Consider the following 18,964-nt stretch of genomic DNA (forward strand, 5'->3'; position numbering starts at 1 on the left):
GTGGAAAACGTGAGCACAGCCATCGCGTCCAAGGCCGCCCCGGTCGCCGCCCGGCGCGGTGACCGGCGCAAGGTTGCCCGGGAAGAATTGTTGGATGCCGCGTTTCGCGCCATCGACGGCCTGGGCGCCACCGTCAGCATGGACGACATCGCTCGCGAGGCCGGGGTCGCCAAACCGAAGCTGTACCGCTACTTCGAAGACAAAGCCGATCTGCACAGCGCCGTGCTGGAACGGGTCCAGGACATGCTCTGGAGCGCGTCCATGGATCGGATCAACCTGATGACCGACTCCGCCCGCGACCTGGTCGAGCATGGCGCCAACGAGTACGCACAGATGATCTCGGATCATCCGAATGTGTTGCGCTTCATCGTGCACGGTCATTTCATCAACTCCAGCGACGGCACCGAACGTTTGGTGGAGACCGCGCAGCAGATGACACACGACATCGCGGAGATACTGTCGAGTGCGATCGATGACGAGACAGTTGATATCGACGACGCCGATCTGGCGGTCAGCTCGGCCGCCGGAGCGATCGGCACGGCGACCGAATGGTTCTTGGGGCCCAACCAGTTACGTGCCGACCCCATGCCCATCGAGAGGTTCGTGGAGTATCTGACCACGGTGCTGTCGGGCCTTGCCGCGTCGATCGCCGAATTCAACGGACTCACCCTCGATCCCGATCAGCCGCTACATCTGGCATTCACCCGGATCCAGGGTGGAGCCTCATGAGCGACCGAGTCCCCTTGGCGCGCATCAACCGTGGCCGCGCACTGGGAAAGCTGGCCGCCGGGCAGGCCGTACGGACCGCGAGCAGTCGCCTCTCCATGATCGGGCGATCCGAACAAGCGCGCGCGCTGCTAGCCGAACGATCCACACTGCAGGCAGCAGACCAGCTGGTGACCGTCCTGGGCAGTCTCAAGGGCTCGGCGATGAAACTCGGCCAACTGCTCTCGATGCTCGAAGTGGATATGGTGCCGGAGGCCCACCGCGAACGATTCCGGCAGAAGCTGGCCCGGTTGCGCGATCAGGCCCCACGTGAACCGTTCTCGGTGATGCGCCCCATCATCGAATCTAACCTCGGCGCGCTGTCGAAGAACTTCCGCGACTTCGACGAAACGCCCGTCGCCGCCGCTTCCATCGGCCAGGTCTACCGCGCCGTCCTGCTCGACGGGCGCGAGGTGGCGGTCAAGGTCAAGTACCCGGGCGTGGACGAAGCCGTCCGCGCCGATATGCAGAACCTCGCGCTGTTCACCAAGTTTTGGCGCAAAGCGCTACCCACGCTATCCAATTCGGCATTCATGGACGAGATATCCATGAACCTGGAAAGCGAACTCGACTATCCCCGGGAAGCGCGCACCCAGCACGAGATCGCCGAGCGCTACCGTGGGCACCCCTTCATCGTCGTTCCCGACTGTGTCCCCGAACTGTGCACGTCGCAGATTCTGGTGACGGAATTCCTTGATGGCCAAGCGTTCCCCTACATGCAGACACTTCCCGAGGATGAGCGTAACCGCATCGGAGAGCTGATCTTCCGCTTCTACATCGGATCACTGTTCCAGGACAATGACTTCTGCGGTGACCCCCATCCGGGCAACATCCTGCTCGCCGCCGATGGGACCGTCGGGTTCGTGGATTTCGGGCTGTACAACCGCATGAATCCCGAACATGTGGACTTCGAGCGCCACATCATGCGGGCCGCCACCGAGGGCCGCGCCCAGGACATGTACGACGCGATGGTCGCGCGCGGAATCATCGATCCCCAGGCCGGCGTCAGCCCCCAAGACTGCCTGGAGTACTGCCATGCGGCATCTGGGTGGAACCTCGTCGACGAGGACATGACCATCACCCCGGAGATCGCCTCCAGCGCCATGATTCTCGCGGTAGACCCACGGTCCAGCGAGTTCGCCGGTATGCGCCGCCAGAACCTGCCGCCGGAGCACATCTTCTCCCGTCGCGCCGACTTCTACACCTTCGGCGTGCTGGGCCAGCTGAATGTGACGGGTAATTGGCATCGCATAGCCCGCGAATGGATCTACGGTGAGCCTCCCGCCACCGAGCTCGGAATCGCCATCGCGCAGTGGCGCGCGTGCCGCTAGCGCAGCAATCCGTCGAGAGCGCGACCGAACATCCACTGACCGCCGATCTTGGCTAACGGATCGAAGATCGCAGGCACACCACGCACCCTCACGTCCTCGGTCCAGACCACGCGGGAGCCACTGCCCTGTGCGTACACCTCGATCTCGGCCCACCCCAAGACCAGCGCGCCCGTCTTCTCCAGCCGGCAACCGCCCGGGCTGCCACCCTGCGGCGGCTCCCATCGGGTGATCGTCATCGGGTCTTCGAACCGTATGCGCCCCAGTCCCGTTCGCCCGACGAATGTGGCACCGACACCGCCGGGTGAATCGCTGGTCACCACGACCGTCGTCAGCGGGATGTGTGCACTGTGCCGCGGCCAGTCGGTGATCCGCGCGAACGCCTCGTCGACAGACAGCGCGCTGCGCCGCTCTATTCTGAGAAGGGCCATAATCCCCATAGTTTCGAGGTTGTTCTTCCTGCGCGCAAGGAAACAACGGTGTCCGCCAGGGTTTCCCGGGGGTCCCGATAGGTGATGCCGAGTTCGCGCTCGCTGGGGGTGTCATCGGAGGCGGGCATCTGCGTGTAGTACTGCATCCCCGCCTCGGTCATCGGAGTTTCCCATGGCACATAGCGGCCGATCTGATCCATGACGGTCCCCGCCGCACGCAGCAGCGAGTCGGGCACCGGAACCGCCAGCACGGCGCTGCCCGCGGCCTCGGTCAGCAGGTCAACCAGCTCGCCGACCTCGAGCCGATGCCCACCCGCGGTATAGCGCCGCGGTCCCCGGCTGGGTTCCAAGAGCGCGGTATGTAGAGCCGCGAGGTCGCGAACGTCGACCACCAACCAGGCCGCGCTGCGCCCCGGCACCGATCTCGTCAACAGAACCCAGCGCACCCCTTCCGCGGCCTCACCGAATTGATCGCCGACGGGCGGCCCCAGCACCATGCCCGGATAGGTGATGGTGACCGGCGCACCGGAATCCTGTAGTGCGCGCACGTATAGCTCTACCCGCGCCTTCGACTGACCGTATCCATCGCTGCCACCGGCCGCGGGCAGGTCGGCCGCGAACGTCTCCAGGCCCGGCCGGAACAGCGCGGTAATGCTCGAAACGTGCACTATCGGGTCGAGACCCCGATCGACCGCTGCGCCGAGCACATTGCGGGTGCCCTCAAGGTTGATGGCCATCATCCGGTCCGCCTCTGCGGGGTCCGTGCTGACCATGGCCGCGCTGTGCACCACCGCATCACATCCGTCGAGCGCGGCCTCGACCGATGCCCGGTCGGTGATATCGCCGACGGCGTAGTCCGACACATCGACCCCGAGGGTCGCCACCGTGGTGTGCAGCCGGGCTTCCTTTCGCACCAGGAATCGAACCTTATGCCCGGCTTCAGCCATTGCCTTCGCCGTCCACCCACCCACGAATCCGGTACCGCCCGTGACCAATACGCGCATTCTTGACGTCCCCTCCGGTCAGGCCGCACGCTCCAGTCAGGTCATCGTAGGTCGTAGTCACCTTCACCCAGGGCGAATATCGAAGAGCCGTGCGACAACGACGCCACCACCGCATGTGCCAAGATCGCTGGGTGCGTCTACGCCCCGCCCTTTCGCTCATCGCCGCCCTCACCGCCGTCATCACGGCGCTGGCGCCCACGGCCTCCGCGCTGCCCGATCGCGTCGCTCCCATCGGGCACATCGGCGAGACGCTGCATTTCGACTACGGCACCATCGGCGCCGACGTCACCGTGCACAACATCGAGCCCACCGGTGTTCCCGCAGGCATGGCCACCCCGCGCGGCATCATCTGGAAGGCATACGTCACCATCCGGCCTACCAAAGTGCCCAATGCATACGCGCTGTTGATGGCGCTCAAGCTCGGCGGCATTTCGCCGGAAACCGGGGATGCCTACGAGCCGCAGCGCACCGACGAACCCGACGATCTGAACTACGCACTACGTAGCGCACCGCAGGGATCAACCGTCAACGGCGCGGTGTACTGGGACGTCTACCGGGGCCCGGTACGTCATATCGTGCTGCGCTCGGCGCAGACCCAGGTGCACCTGGCCCAGTGGGACCTGTAATCCCCGGCACGAGCAGACCAATCAGCGGGGCTGGAACAGGTAGTTCCTAAATGTCTCGGTGACCTTGTCCACCGGCCGCCACGATTCGGCGCTCCACACCGACATCCGATAGTCGCGCGCCGTGAACCACGCGACGATGTCCTCGGCAGTGCGACCGAAGCGCTCCATATGACGGTCTTCGACCTCAAGCATCATCGCCGGGCGAGTCCGCTCGATCGTCTTCTCGCCGCTGACCAGAACATCGAGTTCGGCGCCCTCGACATCGATCTTCACGAAGTCGATCCGCGAGATGTTCAGGCGCTCGCAGAAACCGTCGAAGGTCTCGGTGTCGACGACCACCCGAATGTGCTCGTCGAATTCGGCGTTGGAACCCAGCCCATCGGCACCCGCATCGACAAACGACCGTCCGGTGATGGGCTTGCCATTGCGCAGCGGCACGCTCATGACCTGTTCCCCGGTGTTGGTGCCGAGCGCTACGGCGTGACGGCGCACATTCTGCGCGCTGCGCAGGCCCAAGGCCGCCGACGACGTGGCATGCGCGAACCGCAGCGGCTCCAGGCTGTACACCAGGCCCTCGGCACCTACCAGACGGGCCAGCTCAGCGGTGTAGAAACCGGCGGCCGCACCCACATCGATGCAGACATCTCCGGTCCTGACCACCTGCGCGATGCCGACCAGTTCGCTCTCTACCCACGGGGTCGTGCGGGCAAGCGTACGCAGGCCCTGCCCCACCACGGCATCACGAATCTCGCCGAAGGCCGTCACGCGCCGGGTCATGTGCTGCTCCTCATGTAGGTCGCAAGGTCTGGAACCGGGCCAAGTATAGGTAGCCTGCCGGTCATGCCGATTCAGGTCAGCATCGCGACCGCCGCCGACAGCGCCGAACTCGCGACCGTCGCCGCCCGCACCTTCCCTCTCGCCTGCCCGCCGTCGTCGAAACCGGAGAACGTTGCGGCATTCATCGCAGCCAATCTCAGCACCAGCAATTTCGACGAATACCTCCGCGACAACCGCGTGCTGGCGGCCCGCACCGACGACGCCGCGATCGTCGGCTACGCAATGCTCGTCGACGGCATCACCGAGGACCCGGACGTGCAGCGTGCGGTGACGCTACGGCCCGCGACGCAGCTCTCCAAGATGTACGTGCTGCCCGAATTCCACCAAGCCGGCGTGGCGGCGCTGCTGATGAGTGCCGCGCTGACCGAAGCCGCCGCCGGCGGGGCGAACGGCGTCTGGTTGGGCGTGAATCAAGAAAATGAACGCGCACAACGCTTTTACCTCAAGCATGGCTTCACCCGCAGCGGCACCAAGACCTTCTTGGTGGGTGAGCGCCTGGAAAACGACTACGTCATGCAGCGTTCGGTAACGGCGCCGCACTAAGTGCCAGCAACCGCGAGGTGGCGCGCAGATACTTCTTGCGGAAGCCACCGGCCACCATCTCGTCATCGAAGATCGTGTTGAGCTTGGCGCCCGACGCCTGCACCGGGATCCCCGCGTCGTACAGACGGTCCGTCAGGGCCACGATCCGCAGCGCCACCGACTGATCGTGCACCTGCTCCACGTCCGCGATGAAAACAGCCGTGACACCTTCGATCAGGGTCAGGTACCGGGACGGATGCATGCTCGCCAGGTGTTTGCACAGGTCGTCGAACCGGTCGAAGGTGGCGCCGTTGATGGCCCCCGCCAGCTCGCGAAGCTGCTCGTCGGAATGCGGTTCGGGCGCGGGCGGCAAATCGCGGTGCCGGTAGTCCGGTCCCTCGACACGCACGGTGTTGAAGATCGCCGACAGCGCCGCGATCTCACGTAGGAAGTCCTGGGCCGCGAACCGCCCCTCCCCGAGTTGTTCGGGAAGCGTGTTGGAAGTCGCGGCGATGGACACCCCACGCGCTACCAACTCCGAGAGCAACCGAGATACCAGCGTCGTGTTGCCCGGGTCGTCCAGCTCGAACTCGTCGATGCACACCACGGTGTAGTCGGCCAGCAGTTCGATGCACTCCAGGAAGCCGAAAACGCTTGCGACCTGCGTCAGTTCGCCGAAGCTCGCAAACGCCTTCGGGCCGGGCACCGTGTGATAGATCGACGCCAACAGGTGGGTCTTACCGACACCGAACCCGCCGTCGAGATAGATGCCCACCCCGGGCAGCACCTCCCGCTTGCCGAACAGCTTCTTCTTGCCCGCCCGGCGGGTAGTCGCCTCCTGGGCGAAGGCCCGGCACGCCTCTACGGCCGCCGTCTGCGTCGGCTCGTTGGGATCTGGCCGGTAGGAGTCAAAGCTGACCGAACTGAACGTTGGGGGCGGCACCAACTGGGCGATCAACCGCTCGTTGGAGACCGTGGGGTGCCGGTCGGCAAGGTGCTGGAGGCACAAAGCGGCACCGGATTGCGGATCACTCACACGGGCAGCGTAACGGCGTGTTGAGATCTCTTTGTGGCCGACAGTGACGATGAACAGGCGATTCGCGGCCCGGCTGGGACGCAGCTCACACAGCTGACCACCGGGGCACCGGTGGATTCCGGCGAGCTGATCGACCTGTATGACTTTCCCAAAAACGACAAAATCTACTTGCGCGCCAACATGATTAGCAGTCTGGATGGCGCGGCGACGGTGACCGGCTTATCCGGCGGGCTCGGCGGTGACGGCGACCGGGCGGTATTCGCGGCAATGCGCGCCAATGCCGATGTGATTCTGGTCGGGTCCGGCACCGTGCGCGCCGAGCGCTACCACGGCGCGCACCTACCGGTGGGTCTGCGCCAGCGCCGCCAGAGCCGGGGGCAGGACGAGGTGCCGACGATCGCCGTGGTCACGGCCTCCGGTGCGGTGGACCCGAGCACTCCCCTTTTCAACGAATCCGAGGTTGCGCCCATTGTGGTGACCTCGGCGTCCGGCGCGCCGCACGTTGCGTCCCGAGTGCCGGGTGCCCAGATTCTCGTCAGCGGCGACGGCGACACGGTCGATCTACCCGCGGCGCTGGCCACGCTGCACGCCAGAGGCCTGTCCCGGGTGCTCTGTGAGGGTGGCCCCGCACTGCTGGGCACCCTGCTGTCGGCGCACCTCGTCGACGAACTGTGCCTGACCATCGCACCCACCACGATCGGAGGTGCCGGGCTCCGAATCACGTCGGGCCCCGCCGAAGTGCTCACGGGATGGCGGCGGGTGTTGCTACTCGCAGATGCGGACGGCTACCTGTTCACACGGTACGTCCCGGCTTAGCCAATGTTCACCCGATACTGTGGTCGGCATGCGTGCACGGCTGATGGGGGTGATGGCGGTTGCCCAGCTGCTGACCGGGGTCCTGGCTGGGTGTGCGCCCGGTCCCTCGGCGGGACCGCATTTCGCGATGGACGAGGGCCACGGAAATGTGGGCCCCTCTACGGCACCGCCGCAAAGCGGCCCGCCCGCTATCGACAAGCCCAAGGTGGATCTGTCGTGGCAAGACTGCACCCGTGAGGTGCTCGCCAACGCCAACATCACCACCTCGCCCGCCTTTACGCTCGAGTGCGCGGAGTACAAGGCCCCGCTGGACCCGATCAACGGCGCGCCGGGCAGCGTGACCCTGGGCGCGGTACGCGCCAAGACCTCACAGACTCCCGCCGATGCCGGCCCCCTCGTCTTCACCACGGGCTCCGATCTGCCGTCCTCGGTCCAACTGGCGACATGGCTCAACGGCCCGGGCGCGGAGGTTCTCAAGCAGCGTCCCGTGGTCGCGGTCGACCGCCGCGGTATCGGGCGATCCGATGCCATCACGTGCCGAGACACCTGGGATACGCGGGACATGCGTGACCAGGCCCAGAACCGTGCCGGCGACGACCCGGTGGCGAGCCTGGGCAAGATCGTCGAGACGGCAACCACCAACTGCACCGACACCATCTCCCCCGGAGATTCCGCGTACAACGACGCGCATGCCGCCGAGGACCTTGAGGCGCTACGCGCCCAATGGGACGTGCCCGCCCTGGCGCTCCTGGGTGTCGGCAGCGGCGCCCGGGTCGCCTTGGCCTATGCCGGATCGCACCCCAACAAAGTGGCGCGGCTCCTGCTCGACTCGCCGGTGGCCGCCGACATCGCGGCGGAGGCAGCTGCCGAACAGCGGCTCAAGGGCCAGCAGTCCGCATTCGACGCGTTCGCCGCGCAGTGTGTCGCCAACAACTGCCCGCTCGGGCCCGATCCGGCCGGGGCCGTCGGCGACCTGCTGAACCGTGCACAGAACGGTGGCCTCCCCTGGTCGCGAGCGACGGTCGTCCGGGCCATCACGACGGCGCTGGCGTATCCCGTTGGGGACAGCACCGCCGTCGTACAGAACCTCGCGAACACGTTGAACGCGGCCCGCGGGCCCGACAGCGGCGCATTGGCCCCGTTGGTGGACCGGGCCAACGCGCTGCGCGATACCGACGGGCAGTTCGTCAACTCCTGCAGCGACGCGCTGGCCCGTCCCACCCCGGACCGAGTGCGGGAACTGGTCGTCGCCTGGGGCAAGCAGTACCCGTTGTTCGGCCGCACCTCTGCCCTGGAACTGGTGAACTGCCTGCAGTGGCCCAGCGGATCCAAGCCGAACCCGCCGCAGGACCTGAAGATCAACGTGCTGATCCTCGGCGGGCAACACGATCCGATCTCCGGCAGCGAGGGCGTCTCCGCGACGGCCGCGGTGATCATCAACGCCAAGGCCGCCAGCAAGCGCGTGATGTGGCAGGGCATCGGTCACGGCGCCATCGTCTACACCCCGTGCGCGCAGCCCCCTGCCCTGGCGTACCTGGGTGACGGCAAGCTCCCGGACACCGACACGTTCTGCCCGGCCTAGCCGTACTTGCGGGAGCCTTTCGGGGCGCTCAGGTACGGTGCCTGCGTGGTGTCAGTCGATGCATTAGTCACAGGCTTCAAGAACTCTTTGGCACCGAAAACAGCGCCGCCGTCGGTCGCGACCATCCTGCGGTCGGTGCTGTGGCCCGTGGCCATCATGGCGGTGATTCACCGCAGCTATGTGCTGGGCACCAACGGCTACATCACCGACGACTTCGGGCCCGTCTATCGCGCCGTCATCGCCTTCAAACTCCACCAGCCTGTCTACGGCGAGAACTTCAACTACGTCGACCCGCATTACATCTATCCACCGGGCGGCACGTTACTGTTGGCGCCCTTCGGATATCTGCCGGTGGACGCGTCGCGGTACTGGTTCATCACCATCAACACCATCGCGATCGTGATCGCGGCCTACTTCCTGCTGCGGCTGTTCAACTTCACGCTGGCCTCGGTGGCCGCACCCGCGCTGCTGCTGGCCATGTTCTGCACCGAGAGTGTCACCAACACACTGGTTTTCACCAACATCAACGGTGTGGTGCTGCTGCTGGAGGTGCTGTTCTTCCGCTGGTTGCTGCACGGCACCAAGAAATCCGAATGGTTGGCCGGGGTTGCCATCGGCCTCACGCTGGTGATCAAACCGCTGCTGGCTCCCCTGCTGTTGCTGCCGCTGTTGAATCGCCAATGGCGTGTGTTCGCCGCCGCGTTCGGCATTCCCGCCTTCTTCAATCTGGTGGCCCTGTACGGCCCCCGCAAGGTCAGGATCGTCGACGGCTGGGACTATCTGCGCCGCACCGTGAAGTACCTGGGCGAAACCCGCGATTACTTCAACAGCTCCATCGCCGGCAACGGCCTGTACTACGGGCTGCCCGAGCCGTTGATCGCCTTTTTGCGGATTGCTTTCCTGGCGATCGCCCTGGTCAGCGTGTGGCTGCTGTACAAGTACTACCGTCGGCGCGATCCCAGGTTCTGGGCACTGACCACCGGCGGTGTGCTGTTGACCGCGTCTTTCCTGCTGCTGGGCCTGGGCCAGGGGTACTACTCGATGGCGCTGTTCCCGTTCGTCATGACGATCGTGCTGCCCAATTCGGTGCTGAGGAACTGGCCCGCCTGGCTGGCGGTCTACGGGTTCTTTTCCATGGATCGCTGGCTGCTTGGCCATTGGCCCACCACGGGCCGCGCGCTGGAATACCTCAAGATCACCTACGGGTGGTGCCTGCTGCTGATCGTCGTGATGATGGTGCTGGTGCTTCGGTACCGGGATGCCCGGGCCGCTGGCACACTGGATCAAGGACTAGATCCGGAGTGGATGAGGGCCCAGACAGGCACTAAGGAGTCAGCAACCGATGACGACATCGAACGACCCGAAGGTGAATCTGACCGACGAGCAGTGGCGGGAGCGACTGACTCCTGACGAGTTCGCGGTGCTGCGCCGTGCGGGCACCGAACGACCGTTCGTCGGCGAGTACACCGACACCAAGACCGAGGGCGTGTACAACTGCCGGGCATGCGGCGCCGAACTGTTCCGCAGCACCGAGAAGTTCGAATCCCATTGCGGCTGGCCGTCCTTCTTCGACCCGGCCAATTCCGACGCAGTGATTCTGCGGCCCGACGACTCGCTCGGTATGCGGCGGGTGGAGGTGCTGTGCGCCAACTGCCACAGCCACTTGGGCCACGTGTTCGAGGGCGAGGGATACCCCACGCCGACCGATCAGCGTTACTGCATCAACTCAATTAGTCTGCGGTTGGCACCACAGTAACGTCCCAATCGGCGGCCGCCTCGGCGCGAGATATTTGACCGGCCCAATGCGATCGCGATTGCCTGATGCGTCGATGGCCCGCAGCAGGCAATGTCGGCCCGGACTACCTGCTCTGGCTCGGCAGCATCGCTACGTTTATGGACGAGCAGCTGCTCAATATCAGTTCCCTGAAACCACTTTCGGGCCTTCTCCATCTGCACTCTGATGCGGCCCAACCTCTCGCCGGCCTCAGCGTCCGATCCAATGTCACCGCCAATTCATCGGCAGTCCAGCGCCGTTGAGTTACACCATCAACCACATATGGCGGGCTACCTCTGGACCTCCGTACAGACCGTGAACTTGCGCTGCGGGTGTTTGTAACCGCCCGACGGGCAGCCTTCCAGTGTTGTGGTGTCCAGGATGATCTTGAGTGGCTTGATTCGTTTGGGTGCGTTGGTGTCTGTGCAGACGACCTTGGCTACAGGCTGACCCAGGCTGATGCACGAGTCCTTGGCCCACGCCAAGTCCAGGCATGCGGTGTACTGCCCGGTGGCCTCGGAATTGTGATAGTAGGAACGATCGGTATCTCCGCATTCTTGCGGGATATTGACACGCTGCACGATCCGGTAGGTATTTCGGTCCGAGCCACAATCCACCACCGTCAACGACGCATTCACCAGCTCGCCGCCCAAATTCACACATCCACCCACCGGAGCCTCCGCCTGACCATTAGCCGTCAACGAACCTGGCGACGGGAACTGGCCGGGAATGTCCGCAAAATCAGTCGATTCCTGTCGGGTCGCAGACTGCTTTGTCGACGGCGTTTCCTCGGCTTGAGCGCATCCCGCAATGGCAAAGCCACACAATCCCATGACAACAAACAGCGCCCTCAACGCAATGCCCCCTGCTTCCAGTTGCTCGGTTTGATTAGAAGACGAAAGAACCGGATGGTTGCAACACAAAACCGCGCTCCGGGCTGACGCGTTCGATGCACGCGATCAATCCGTCGCCACCGGCCGCACATGTCACGTTCCCATATGAGACCTTCTGGCCTGGGTTGAGAATCTTCCGTCCGGGGTTGGCATCTTTGCAGGCGCCCTTGGTGTGGGCTATGCCGCGTTGGTTTACGGCGCCGAAGTCACATGGTCCAGAATCCCCGCCGTGCACAGGAACATCCTGAAGGCCCGGGAGCGGGCCCCAGCAAGAAATCTCCTGATTATCTCCGTTCGGGTTTTTAGGCGCGCCAAAATTGCAGTCAACACCGTTTGCCGTTGAAAACCCGATGGTCTTTGAGCCTCTGTCCCAGCCCATCGTGTACGACGCTACCGGCGCCTCTGAGAAACCATTGAGATCAGGGAATCCTGGCGGTTCAGCAGAAGCAATATTGGACTGAGAGCATGCCGAAATAGCTAGTGCAAGAAATGCAGCAGATGCGTATGAAACTCGTGTCTTCATAATCACGCTCTCCTATTGAATCGTGCAGTTAGTCGTGTATATACGTGGACTGTAGGGCACCTTCGCCGTGCCGTTGTTAACAGCTTCACGGTTAGCAGCCATCCAGGCGGGGTCCCAGAACTGGCTAACTTTCAGCTCCAGACTACCCATCTTGGTAGCAGAATCCAGGCCCTGTTTTGTGATGGTCGGCGCGTACACCCCATCCACACCCCCGATATTACTGACAACGTTTTCTACCAGGACATCGCCCACAGTTTTCTCAGTGAGTTCCTTGGCTGTCGACGCCAAGACGCCCGTAGCGGACCGACCTGCAGATGACTCGGCGAAGAAGAAGCCATCTTCTCCCTTGGCGCCAAGAGCAATGAGTTGACTCTCCCGACTTCCAGATAACAGCGGTCCGATATACGTAAAGGGGCCGTTGATCCAGCTATTAGGGTTCTTGGGGTCGATCGGCGCAGATTGATACAACGCACGACCGGTCGTATCCGGATCTGCCGACGTGTTCCCTGCTAAGAGCATGGTGTTTGTCTTAGGATCAAATGCTCCGCTGGTTTGTGCCAACGGTGAGTTGCCGATGATCTTGTCGGGATGAGCAAGATCGACGATGGCGGAGTTCGGCGTCACATAGTGCTCGTTGAGAGTCCCGTCGGGATTGTGGTATTTGGGCGTGCTGTAGAACGCATATTGCTTACCTTGCGGTCCTAGAGCTGTCCCAGTCGGGATTGGACGCTGGTCCTTGGGAAGAAACTGCGGATTGAGCGGATTGTCCGCACCGTCAAGCTTCGGATGCTCCCCGATCTTGCCCGGATCCCCACCTAGATTGCGGCCTGTGTTCGGGATGCTGAAGTCCAAGTCGTCACCCGTGGCTGTCTGCCGGGGCGCTTCGCAGTTGACTTTCCGATCCGATACAGATTGGTTAGAAGGCTCCTGCGACGGCTCGGAGTCTTGCGGTCCGGCCTGTTCAGGTGCGCAGTTACATTCGTCGCCGGGGCCAACTTTGCGGCTGGGCTGTTGGAACAACGACCCGGCACCGCCCGCCGCAGAAGCCATGAAACTAAGCATCTGCTGAGCAATGCCGTAATACTCGGCCGCAGACTGACACTGCTGCTGACGCTGTTGCTGCTGCTGATCCAACTGCTGCGTCGTATCGTCCTGCTTGTTCTGCGGCTGCTGTTGGTTCGGCTGTTGCTGTTGCGGCTGTTGGCCCTGTTGCGGCTGTTGTGGCGAATTCTGTTGCGGTGCCTGGTAATCAGGATTCGGCTTACCGGGCCCCTGAGTGTAGGGAGTCGCGGTTTGGTAGTCAGGTATCTGCGTCCCATGAGCGGGCTGCTGCGCCTGTTGGGGCTGCTGCCCGGCCTGCTGACCTGGAACCTGTTGGGGCGCTTGCGGACTACCGCTGTTGTATATCGAGATGCCATTGTTTTGATCCAGCGGCGGCTGGTTGTTGCCACCCTGGTAATCAGGCATCGAGCTGGGCATTTGCGGTGGCTGGAACTGAGAGCCGTTCATACCCCCAGGGCCCATCCCCCCGCCCGTGGGCCCCGTTGGGTCCGCGGCTACGGTCGCGACGGCCGAAAAGCCACTACCAGGAAGGGTGTGGTCATCGACAACCTTCGCTCCGCCGACAGCCATGGCGACAATCGCCGCCAGCGCCGATGCCCGCCGCAAACCCGCAGACATCGCCCAACGATCCTTCATGACCATGGATACAACCGCCCCTTTCAGCTGACGCTGACCGCGCCCCTGGACAGATCATTGCATACAAATGGTTGCCATGTCGATAAAACCCCAGCTATTAAGTTTGCCATTCCGCTTTGGTCCTACATCGCGCTGGTAGACGCAACATGCAGACCTCGGACCAGCACCGCGATCTTGGAGCAACCTCAGTCGTGAGACATCACCTCACGGTCGGCATGTTCGCACGTATTCGCCAGATCTCGACGTTCCGGCCAGATCGCTAGTCAGTTTCGGCACCCCGGCGTACAACGAGCGCATGGCACACTCACGGCGCGATAAGTTCGCCACCGCGTACATCGGTGACCTCGCGCCGTCTCGAGATGGAGACCGCGCTCCAACTTCACCGACCCACTCGGGACCGCAGGGGCGATCCCGCCGAAATCCGCGAAATATCCTCCAAGGCATGGGCTCAACGACTCCGTCACGGGACTGACCGCTCACGCCAATAGTTGAAAAGCGCTACCTCGCCTGTCTCATCAACTCGATCTCGCTGACGTTACAGCCCTCCTAGTTCGGCGTCGTGCCTGCAGCCCGCACAGCGTGACCACGAGCGCCAGCGCCGCCAACATCACACTGACCCATAGCGGTCCTCGGTAGCCCAGCGGGGTGTGTATCGACGCCCCTCCCAGCGACGGGCCGATGACGGTACCGACGTTGAAGGCAGCGGTGGTGAGCGAGCTGCCCAGCATGGGCGCATCACTCGCGGCGTACAGCCCCTGCGAAAACAGGGTCGAGCCGACGCCGAACGACAACGCGCCCAGTGCGAACACGAGCGTGACGAAAAGCCAGTCGTGAGCCGCCGTGCCCGCGAACGCGATCCAGCCCGCCAGCAGCAACACTCCGCCCCCACCGGCTACCAGGTTGGCGTGTGAGTCGGCGAGTCTGCCCGTGGCGTGGACGCCGACAAACGAGCCACACCCAAAGAGTGCCAGGAGCGCCGGAGTCCACGCCGGACTCAACGAGGTGACCTGCACCGAGACGGGAGCCAGATAGGTAAAGGCACAAAAGGTTGCTGCGTTGCACAGAACTCCCGCGGCCAGCGTTATCTGCAGCCGTCGGTTCCGAAGCGTCCGCAATTCACCAATTCCGTCCGGTAAGCCGGTCACCGGCCGTCCGACTGGTAGTGCGTACATGATCGCCGCGAGCGCCGGCACCGATACCAGCACCACCGCCCACAGCGCCGCACGCCATCCCCAGAAGTAGCCGAGCGCCGCGCCGCCGGGTACTCCTGCGACACAGGCGATTGTTATGCCACTGAGCAGCAACGCTGTGGTGCGCCCCTTCGCGCGTGGACCCGTAATGGACATCGCTGTCGTCAGCGCCACTGCCAGGAATCCGGCGTTAGCGACCGCCGAAACCACACGAACGATCAACAGCAACGGAAAGCTCGCGGCCGTCGCGCCCACGATGTGCGCTGCGATAAAGACCGACAAGAACAACACGAGCGCCCGGCGCCGGGGCCAACGACCACTGATAAGAGCCATCAGTGGAGCACCGACGATGATGCCAACGGCAAACGCTGACGTCAGCGTTCCCGCCGCAGCCAGCGAGACACCAAAGTCGTCACCCACCTCGGTGATGAGCCCGGCGAACATGAATTCCGAACAGCCCTGGGCGAATATGGCCAAGGTGAGCGCGTAGATAGGCAGTGTCACAACAACTCCGTGCAGATGAGTAGGCCGAATAGGGACGGCAAAGCATCTGGGATTGGTTCGGCTGCTACTTGTTCAGACGGACCGAAAGGTCAACGTCGCAGAACGGCAAAGACAACCACCGCAATGGTTGGCGCCCATACTAACCCGTCGACACGCCGCGTCCTGCGGGCGTGTCTCGGCATGTCACGGCGTGTCGGCGACTACGGGAGGCGCGCGACGAGCTCCTCGGGCGAGATCCTCGGGCCGGTGAAGAATGGCGTCTCTTCGCGCACGTGCAGGCGCGCCTCGGTGGCGCGTAGATCGCGCATCAGGTCCACGATGCGGTACAGCTCCGGGGCCTCGAACGCCAGCAGCCACTCGTAGTCGCCGAGCGCGAACGCCGGCACCGTGTTGGCGCGCACATCCTTGTAGGCCCGGGCGGCGATGCCGTGATCGGCGAGCATCTTGCGCCGCTCCTCGTCGGGCAGCAAGTACCAATCGTAAGACCGCACAAAGGGATACACGCAGATGTAGGCGCCGGGTTCCTCCCCTGCAAGGAAGGCCGGGATGTGGCTCTTGTTGAACTCGGCGGGCCGGTGCAGGGCCGCGTTGCTCCACACGGGAGTGCTGGCCCGGCCCAGGCTCGTGGTGCGCCGGAAATCGCTGTACAGCGCCTGCAGCTGCTCGATCGATTCGGCATGCGACCAGATCATGAAGTCCGCATCGGCGCGCAGGCCGGCCACGTCGTAGATGCCGCGCACCACCACGCCGTCATCCTCGTGCCGTTTGATCAGAGTGGCCACCTCATCGGCGACGCCGTCACGGTCGTCGCCCAGACCTCCGTCGCGTACCTGGAACACCGAGAACATCAGGTAGCGGATGGTGGAGTTGAGGGTGTCGAAATCGAGGCTAGCCATGCCTCCATCGTGCCACGCTGGCCTGCGCGGCTTGCGAGGCGGAGGCCACACAAGCCGGCACCCCTATCCCATCCAGGTACGAGCCGGCCACCGCGATTCCGGACGGCAATCCGGAACGGATGGCGTCGACGACTTCAGCGTGGCCCGGCCCGTACTGCGGCATGGCATCGATCCAGCGGGCCACCGCCGAGTTGACCGGGACGATGCCGGCGCCCAACACCGCCTCCAGATCGGCAACGGCCCAGTGTCGCAGCTGCTCGTCGGTGGTAGCGCGCGCCACCGTGTCACCGAAGCGTCCATAGGAAAGTCGCACCACCTGGGTACTCCGCCCGCGCAACCCCCACTTACTGGTCGAGAACGTTATGGCCTTGGTATGCAAGGCTTCTCCCGACGCGACGAGCACCCCCGAATTGGCGGGTATCGGGGCGTCGCCGGGCAGCGTCAGCGCCACGACGACCGACGAGGCCACCGGGATGGTGCGTGCGGCGGCCGCCGACTCAGGGGCCACCGCCTCAAGAATTGCGGCCGCGCGGGGTGCCGGCACCGCCACGATGACGGCATCGACGGCGTCCGTCAGTCCGCCCTCGCCAGTGACCGCCCAGCCCGCGCCGTCACGTTCGATGCCGGTCACCGCGACCTGCACATGTTCGGCCCGCGCACGGCTCCAGAGCTCCTCCACCAGCACTGCATAGCCGCCGTCAACAGCACCGAAAATGCCGCTGTCGGAGATCGGTGGCAACGCCTGCCGGGCCGCGGCCAACAGACTGCCCGCTCCCTCGTCGAGTGCCCGGGCAATGCCGGGGGCTGCCGTACGCAGACCCGTCGTCGCGGCCGAGCCCGCATACACGCCACCGAGCAACGGATCGACCAGCCGGGCGACGACCTGCGGCCCGAATCGCAGGGCGACAAGGTCAGCGACGGTCGGTTCGGCTCCGACGGTCCAATGCATGTCGCGCTGGGGTTCACTGTCGATGCGGGCAACGGTTTCCTCGTCGACGAGCCCCACCACCGACGACGCCGAAGCCGGAATGCCGTTCACCGTCCTCGCGGGCAGCGGATGCAAGCCGCCGCCGGCGTAGATCAGCGGCCGCGCGCCGGTGGTGTCGAGCGTGCGGTCGGCCAGCCCCAGTTCATCCAGCAGGTCGAGAACCTCCGGGCGCCGGGTGATGAAGGCCTCGGCGCCGATGTCGATCCGGTGTTCACCCAGGGTGATGGTGCGCAGGATGCCGCCCAACTGCCCGGCCGGGTCGTAGAGGCTGATGCGGGCGTCATCACCAAGTTCGCGGCGGAGCCGATATGCCGCCGTCAGGCCCGAAATACCGCCCCCCACAATGGCAATGGAGGGAGAACCCGACGGCTGCGGCGTCACTTGGCCAGCTCACACATCACAACGAATGCACCAGCGCCGCCGCATCGGTCAGTACCGCCGGATCGGTATCCGGCAGCACGCCATGCCCCAGATTGAAGATATGCCCGGCGGCGCCGTCAGCCACCGCCTGGCGTCCCTCGGCGACGATACGGCGAACTTCACTCTCCACTACCGGCCATCCCGCCAACAGCACGGCAGGATCGAGGTTGCCCTGCAAGGCTTTTCCGGAACCAACTCGGCTCGCCGCGACATTCAGCGGGGTGCGCCAGTCCACCCCCACCACCGTGGCGCCGGCCTCCCCCATCGCCCCCAGCAGCTCGGCGGTGCCCACCCCGAAGTGCGTCATCGGCACACCGACTCCCGCGAACTCCTGGAAAATCCTTGTGCTGTGCGGCAACACCGCAGCGCGGTAATCGGCCAGGGACAGTGCGCCCGCCCACGAGTCGAACAACTGCAGCGCGTCCACTCCCGCGTCGAGCTGCGCCCGCAGAAACGCGATGGTGATGTCGGTCAACGCCGTCATCAACGCATGCCAGGTCTGCGGATCGCCCAGCAGCAGGGCCTTGGTGCGCTGATGGTGACGGCTCGGGCCGCCCTCCACGAGGTAGGAAGCCAATGTGAAGGGCGCACCGGCGAAGCCGATCAGCGGGGTGGCGCCGAGCTCGCCGACCAGTAGCCGCACCGCGGCGCTGACGGCCTCGACCTGTCCGGGCTCCAGCCGCGGCAGCGCCGCCACATCCGCGGTGGTGCGCACCGGGTTGGCGATCACGGGCCCGACATCCGGAACGATGTCCAGGTCGATTCCGGCGGCCTTGAGTGGCACCACGATGTCCGAGAAGAGAATGGCGGCATCCACACGGTGCCGACGGATCGGCTGCAGTGTGATCTCGCAAACCAGTTCGGGGTTAAAACAAGCGTCCAGCATGGCGTGATCGGCTCGCACCGCCCGGTACTCCGGCAGCGAACGTCCGGCTTGCCGCATGAACCACACCGGCGGGTGGCTGGGCACCCCGCCCGCGGCAGCCACCAAATAGGGCGAAAGAGGCAGGTCACGCCGCGTTTTCGAAGTGGTTTGCGCCGCCGTGGCGCTATCTTCGTTCAATCCGGTCATCACAGCCCATGCTGCCATGACGGCTTCGCACGGCGCGCCTGCGGGAGCATGTCGGCCCG

Annotated in this window: 19 protein-coding genes; 8 read left to right on the forward strand and 11 right to left on the reverse strand. The window is 64.5% G+C overall.

All coding sequences use genetic code 11. The annotated features are described in order from the left end of the window. Together MAB_RS15060 and MAB_RS15065 are read left to right on the forward strand one after the other, a co-directional pair. Positions 1-729, forward strand: a complete 729-nt coding sequence (locus tag MAB_RS15060) for a TetR/AcrR family transcriptional regulator (protein WP_005069195.1) — start codon at positions 1-3, stop codon at positions 727-729. After that, complete coding sequence (locus MAB_RS15065; protein ID WP_005081989.1) at positions 726-2,096, forward strand: ABC1 kinase family protein; 1,371 nt, start codon at positions 726-728, stop codon at positions 2,094-2,096. The genes MAB_RS15060 and MAB_RS15065 overlap by 4 nt, the downstream gene beginning before the upstream one ends. Here the strand turns inward: MAB_RS15065 and MAB_RS15070 are convergent. Continuing rightward, on the reverse strand, positions 2,093-2,524 hold the full coding sequence (locus MAB_RS15070) for an SRPBCC family protein (RefSeq protein WP_005081988.1): 432 nt from the start codon (positions 2,522-2,524) through the stop codon (positions 2,093-2,095). The two genes, MAB_RS15065 and MAB_RS15070, sit on opposite strands and share 4 nt — an antisense overlap. Next, on the reverse strand, positions 2,506-3,528 hold the full coding sequence (locus MAB_RS15075; RefSeq protein ID WP_005111493.1) for an SDR family NAD(P)-dependent oxidoreductase: 1,023 nt from the start codon (positions 3,526-3,528) through the stop codon (positions 2,506-2,508). The genes MAB_RS15070 and MAB_RS15075 overlap by 19 nt, the downstream gene beginning before the upstream one ends. A 113-nt stretch (positions 3,529-3,641) precedes the next feature. Between MAB_RS15075 and MAB_RS15080 the strand changes: the two genes are divergently transcribed. Further along, entirely contained in the window at positions 3,642-4,154 is a 513-nt protein-coding gene (locus MAB_RS15080) for a DUF1942 domain-containing protein (protein ID WP_005069205.1), read from the forward strand. Positions 4,155-4,175: 21 nt separating this feature from the next. On the opposite strand, the gene MAB_RS15085 is transcribed toward MAB_RS15080, so the two are convergent. Next, the gene (locus MAB_RS15085; RefSeq protein ID WP_005081985.1) at positions 4,176-4,931 is read right to left on the reverse strand and encodes an FkbM family methyltransferase; all 756 of its coding nucleotides are present in this window, start codon (positions 4,929-4,931) and stop codon (positions 4,176-4,178) included. A 63-nt stretch (positions 4,932-4,994) separates the two neighbouring features. On the opposite strand from MAB_RS15085, the gene MAB_RS15090 reads away from it, so the two are divergent. Next, positions 4,995-5,534, forward strand: coding sequence for a GNAT family N-acetyltransferase (locus tag MAB_RS15090; protein WP_005111496.1), 540 nt, complete (start codon positions 4,995-4,997; stop codon positions 5,532-5,534). On the opposite strand, the gene zapE is transcribed toward MAB_RS15090, so the two are convergent. After that, positions 5,503-6,549 (reverse strand): cell division protein ZapE, encoded by a 1,047-nt coding sequence (gene zapE, locus MAB_RS15095; RefSeq protein ID WP_005069211.1) that lies wholly within the window; start codon positions 6,547-6,549, stop codon positions 5,503-5,505. The genes MAB_RS15090 and zapE overlap by 32 nt on opposite strands. A 33-nt stretch (positions 6,550-6,582) precedes the next feature. Between zapE and MAB_RS15100 the strand changes: the two genes are divergently transcribed. From MAB_RS15100 to msrB, 4 genes are read left to right on the forward strand one after another with little or no spacing between them, the layout of a single operon-like run. Next, positions 6,583-7,365 (forward strand): pyrimidine reductase family protein, encoded by a 783-nt coding sequence (locus MAB_RS15100; RefSeq protein ID WP_005069213.1) that lies wholly within the window; start codon positions 6,583-6,585, stop codon positions 7,363-7,365. A gap of 28 nt (positions 7,366-7,393) precedes the next feature. Further along, positions 7,394-8,947, forward strand: coding sequence for an alpha/beta hydrolase (locus MAB_RS15105; protein ID WP_012296620.1), 1,554 nt, complete (start codon positions 7,394-7,396; stop codon positions 8,945-8,947). A gap of 45 nt (positions 8,948-8,992) precedes the next feature. Beyond that, positions 8,993-10,357, forward strand: a complete 1,365-nt coding sequence (locus tag MAB_RS15110) for a glycosyltransferase family 87 protein (RefSeq protein ID WP_005090199.1) — start codon at positions 8,993-8,995, stop codon at positions 10,355-10,357. Next, complete coding sequence (gene msrB / locus MAB_RS15115) at positions 10,314-10,703, forward strand: peptide-methionine (R)-S-oxide reductase MsrB (RefSeq protein ID WP_005081977.1); 390 nt, start codon at positions 10,314-10,316, stop codon at positions 10,701-10,703. The genes MAB_RS15110 and msrB overlap by 44 nt, the downstream gene beginning before the upstream one ends. Positions 10,704-11,011: 308 nt before the next feature. On the opposite strand, the gene MAB_RS15120 is transcribed toward msrB, so the two are convergent. The 7 genes from MAB_RS15120 to hemE all read right to left on the reverse strand — a co-directional run bounded on the left by MAB_RS15120 (position 11,012) and on the right by hemE (position 18,905). After that, positions 11,012-11,575: an LppU/SCO3897 family protein gene (locus tag MAB_RS15120; protein ID WP_012296622.1), complete on the reverse strand. Its 564-nt coding sequence runs from the start codon at positions 11,573-11,575 to the stop codon at positions 11,012-11,014. Positions 11,576-11,609: 34 nt separating this feature from the next. After that, entirely contained in the window at positions 11,610-11,849 is a 240-nt protein-coding gene (locus MAB_RS25420; RefSeq protein ID WP_005122916.1) for a hypothetical protein, read from the reverse strand. Between the two features lie 300 nt (positions 11,850-12,149). After that, complete coding sequence (locus MAB_RS15130) at positions 12,150-13,841, reverse strand: hypothetical protein (RefSeq protein WP_005090204.1); 1,692 nt, start codon at positions 13,839-13,841, stop codon at positions 12,150-12,152. A gap of 509 nt (positions 13,842-14,350) precedes the next feature. Then, a complete protein-coding gene (locus MAB_RS15135; protein WP_005111509.1) occupies positions 14,351-15,529 on the reverse strand; it encodes a Cmx/CmrA family chloramphenicol efflux MFS transporter in 1,179 nt (392 codons plus the stop codon). Positions 15,530-15,729: 200 nt separating this feature from the next. Further along, complete coding sequence (hemQ, locus tag MAB_RS15140; RefSeq protein WP_005057294.1) at positions 15,730-16,425, reverse strand: hydrogen peroxide-dependent heme synthase; 696 nt, start codon at positions 16,423-16,425, stop codon at positions 15,730-15,732. Continuing rightward, a complete protein-coding gene (locus MAB_RS15145; protein WP_005111510.1) occupies positions 16,418-17,794 on the reverse strand; it encodes a protoporphyrinogen oxidase in 1,377 nt (458 codons plus the stop codon). The genes hemQ and MAB_RS15145 overlap by 8 nt, the downstream gene beginning before the upstream one ends. Positions 17,795-17,810: 16 nt before the next feature. Continuing rightward, positions 17,811-18,905, reverse strand: coding sequence for a uroporphyrinogen decarboxylase (gene hemE, locus MAB_RS15150; RefSeq protein ID WP_050546855.1), 1,095 nt, complete (start codon positions 18,903-18,905; stop codon positions 17,811-17,813). Positions 18,906-18,964: the final 59 nt, after the last annotated feature.

Source organism: Mycobacteroides abscessus ATCC 19977 (genome assembly GCF_000069185.1).
In the GTDB taxonomy this organism is placed as follows: Bacteria; Actinomycetota; Actinomycetes; order Mycobacteriales; family Mycobacteriaceae; genus Mycobacterium; species Mycobacterium abscessus.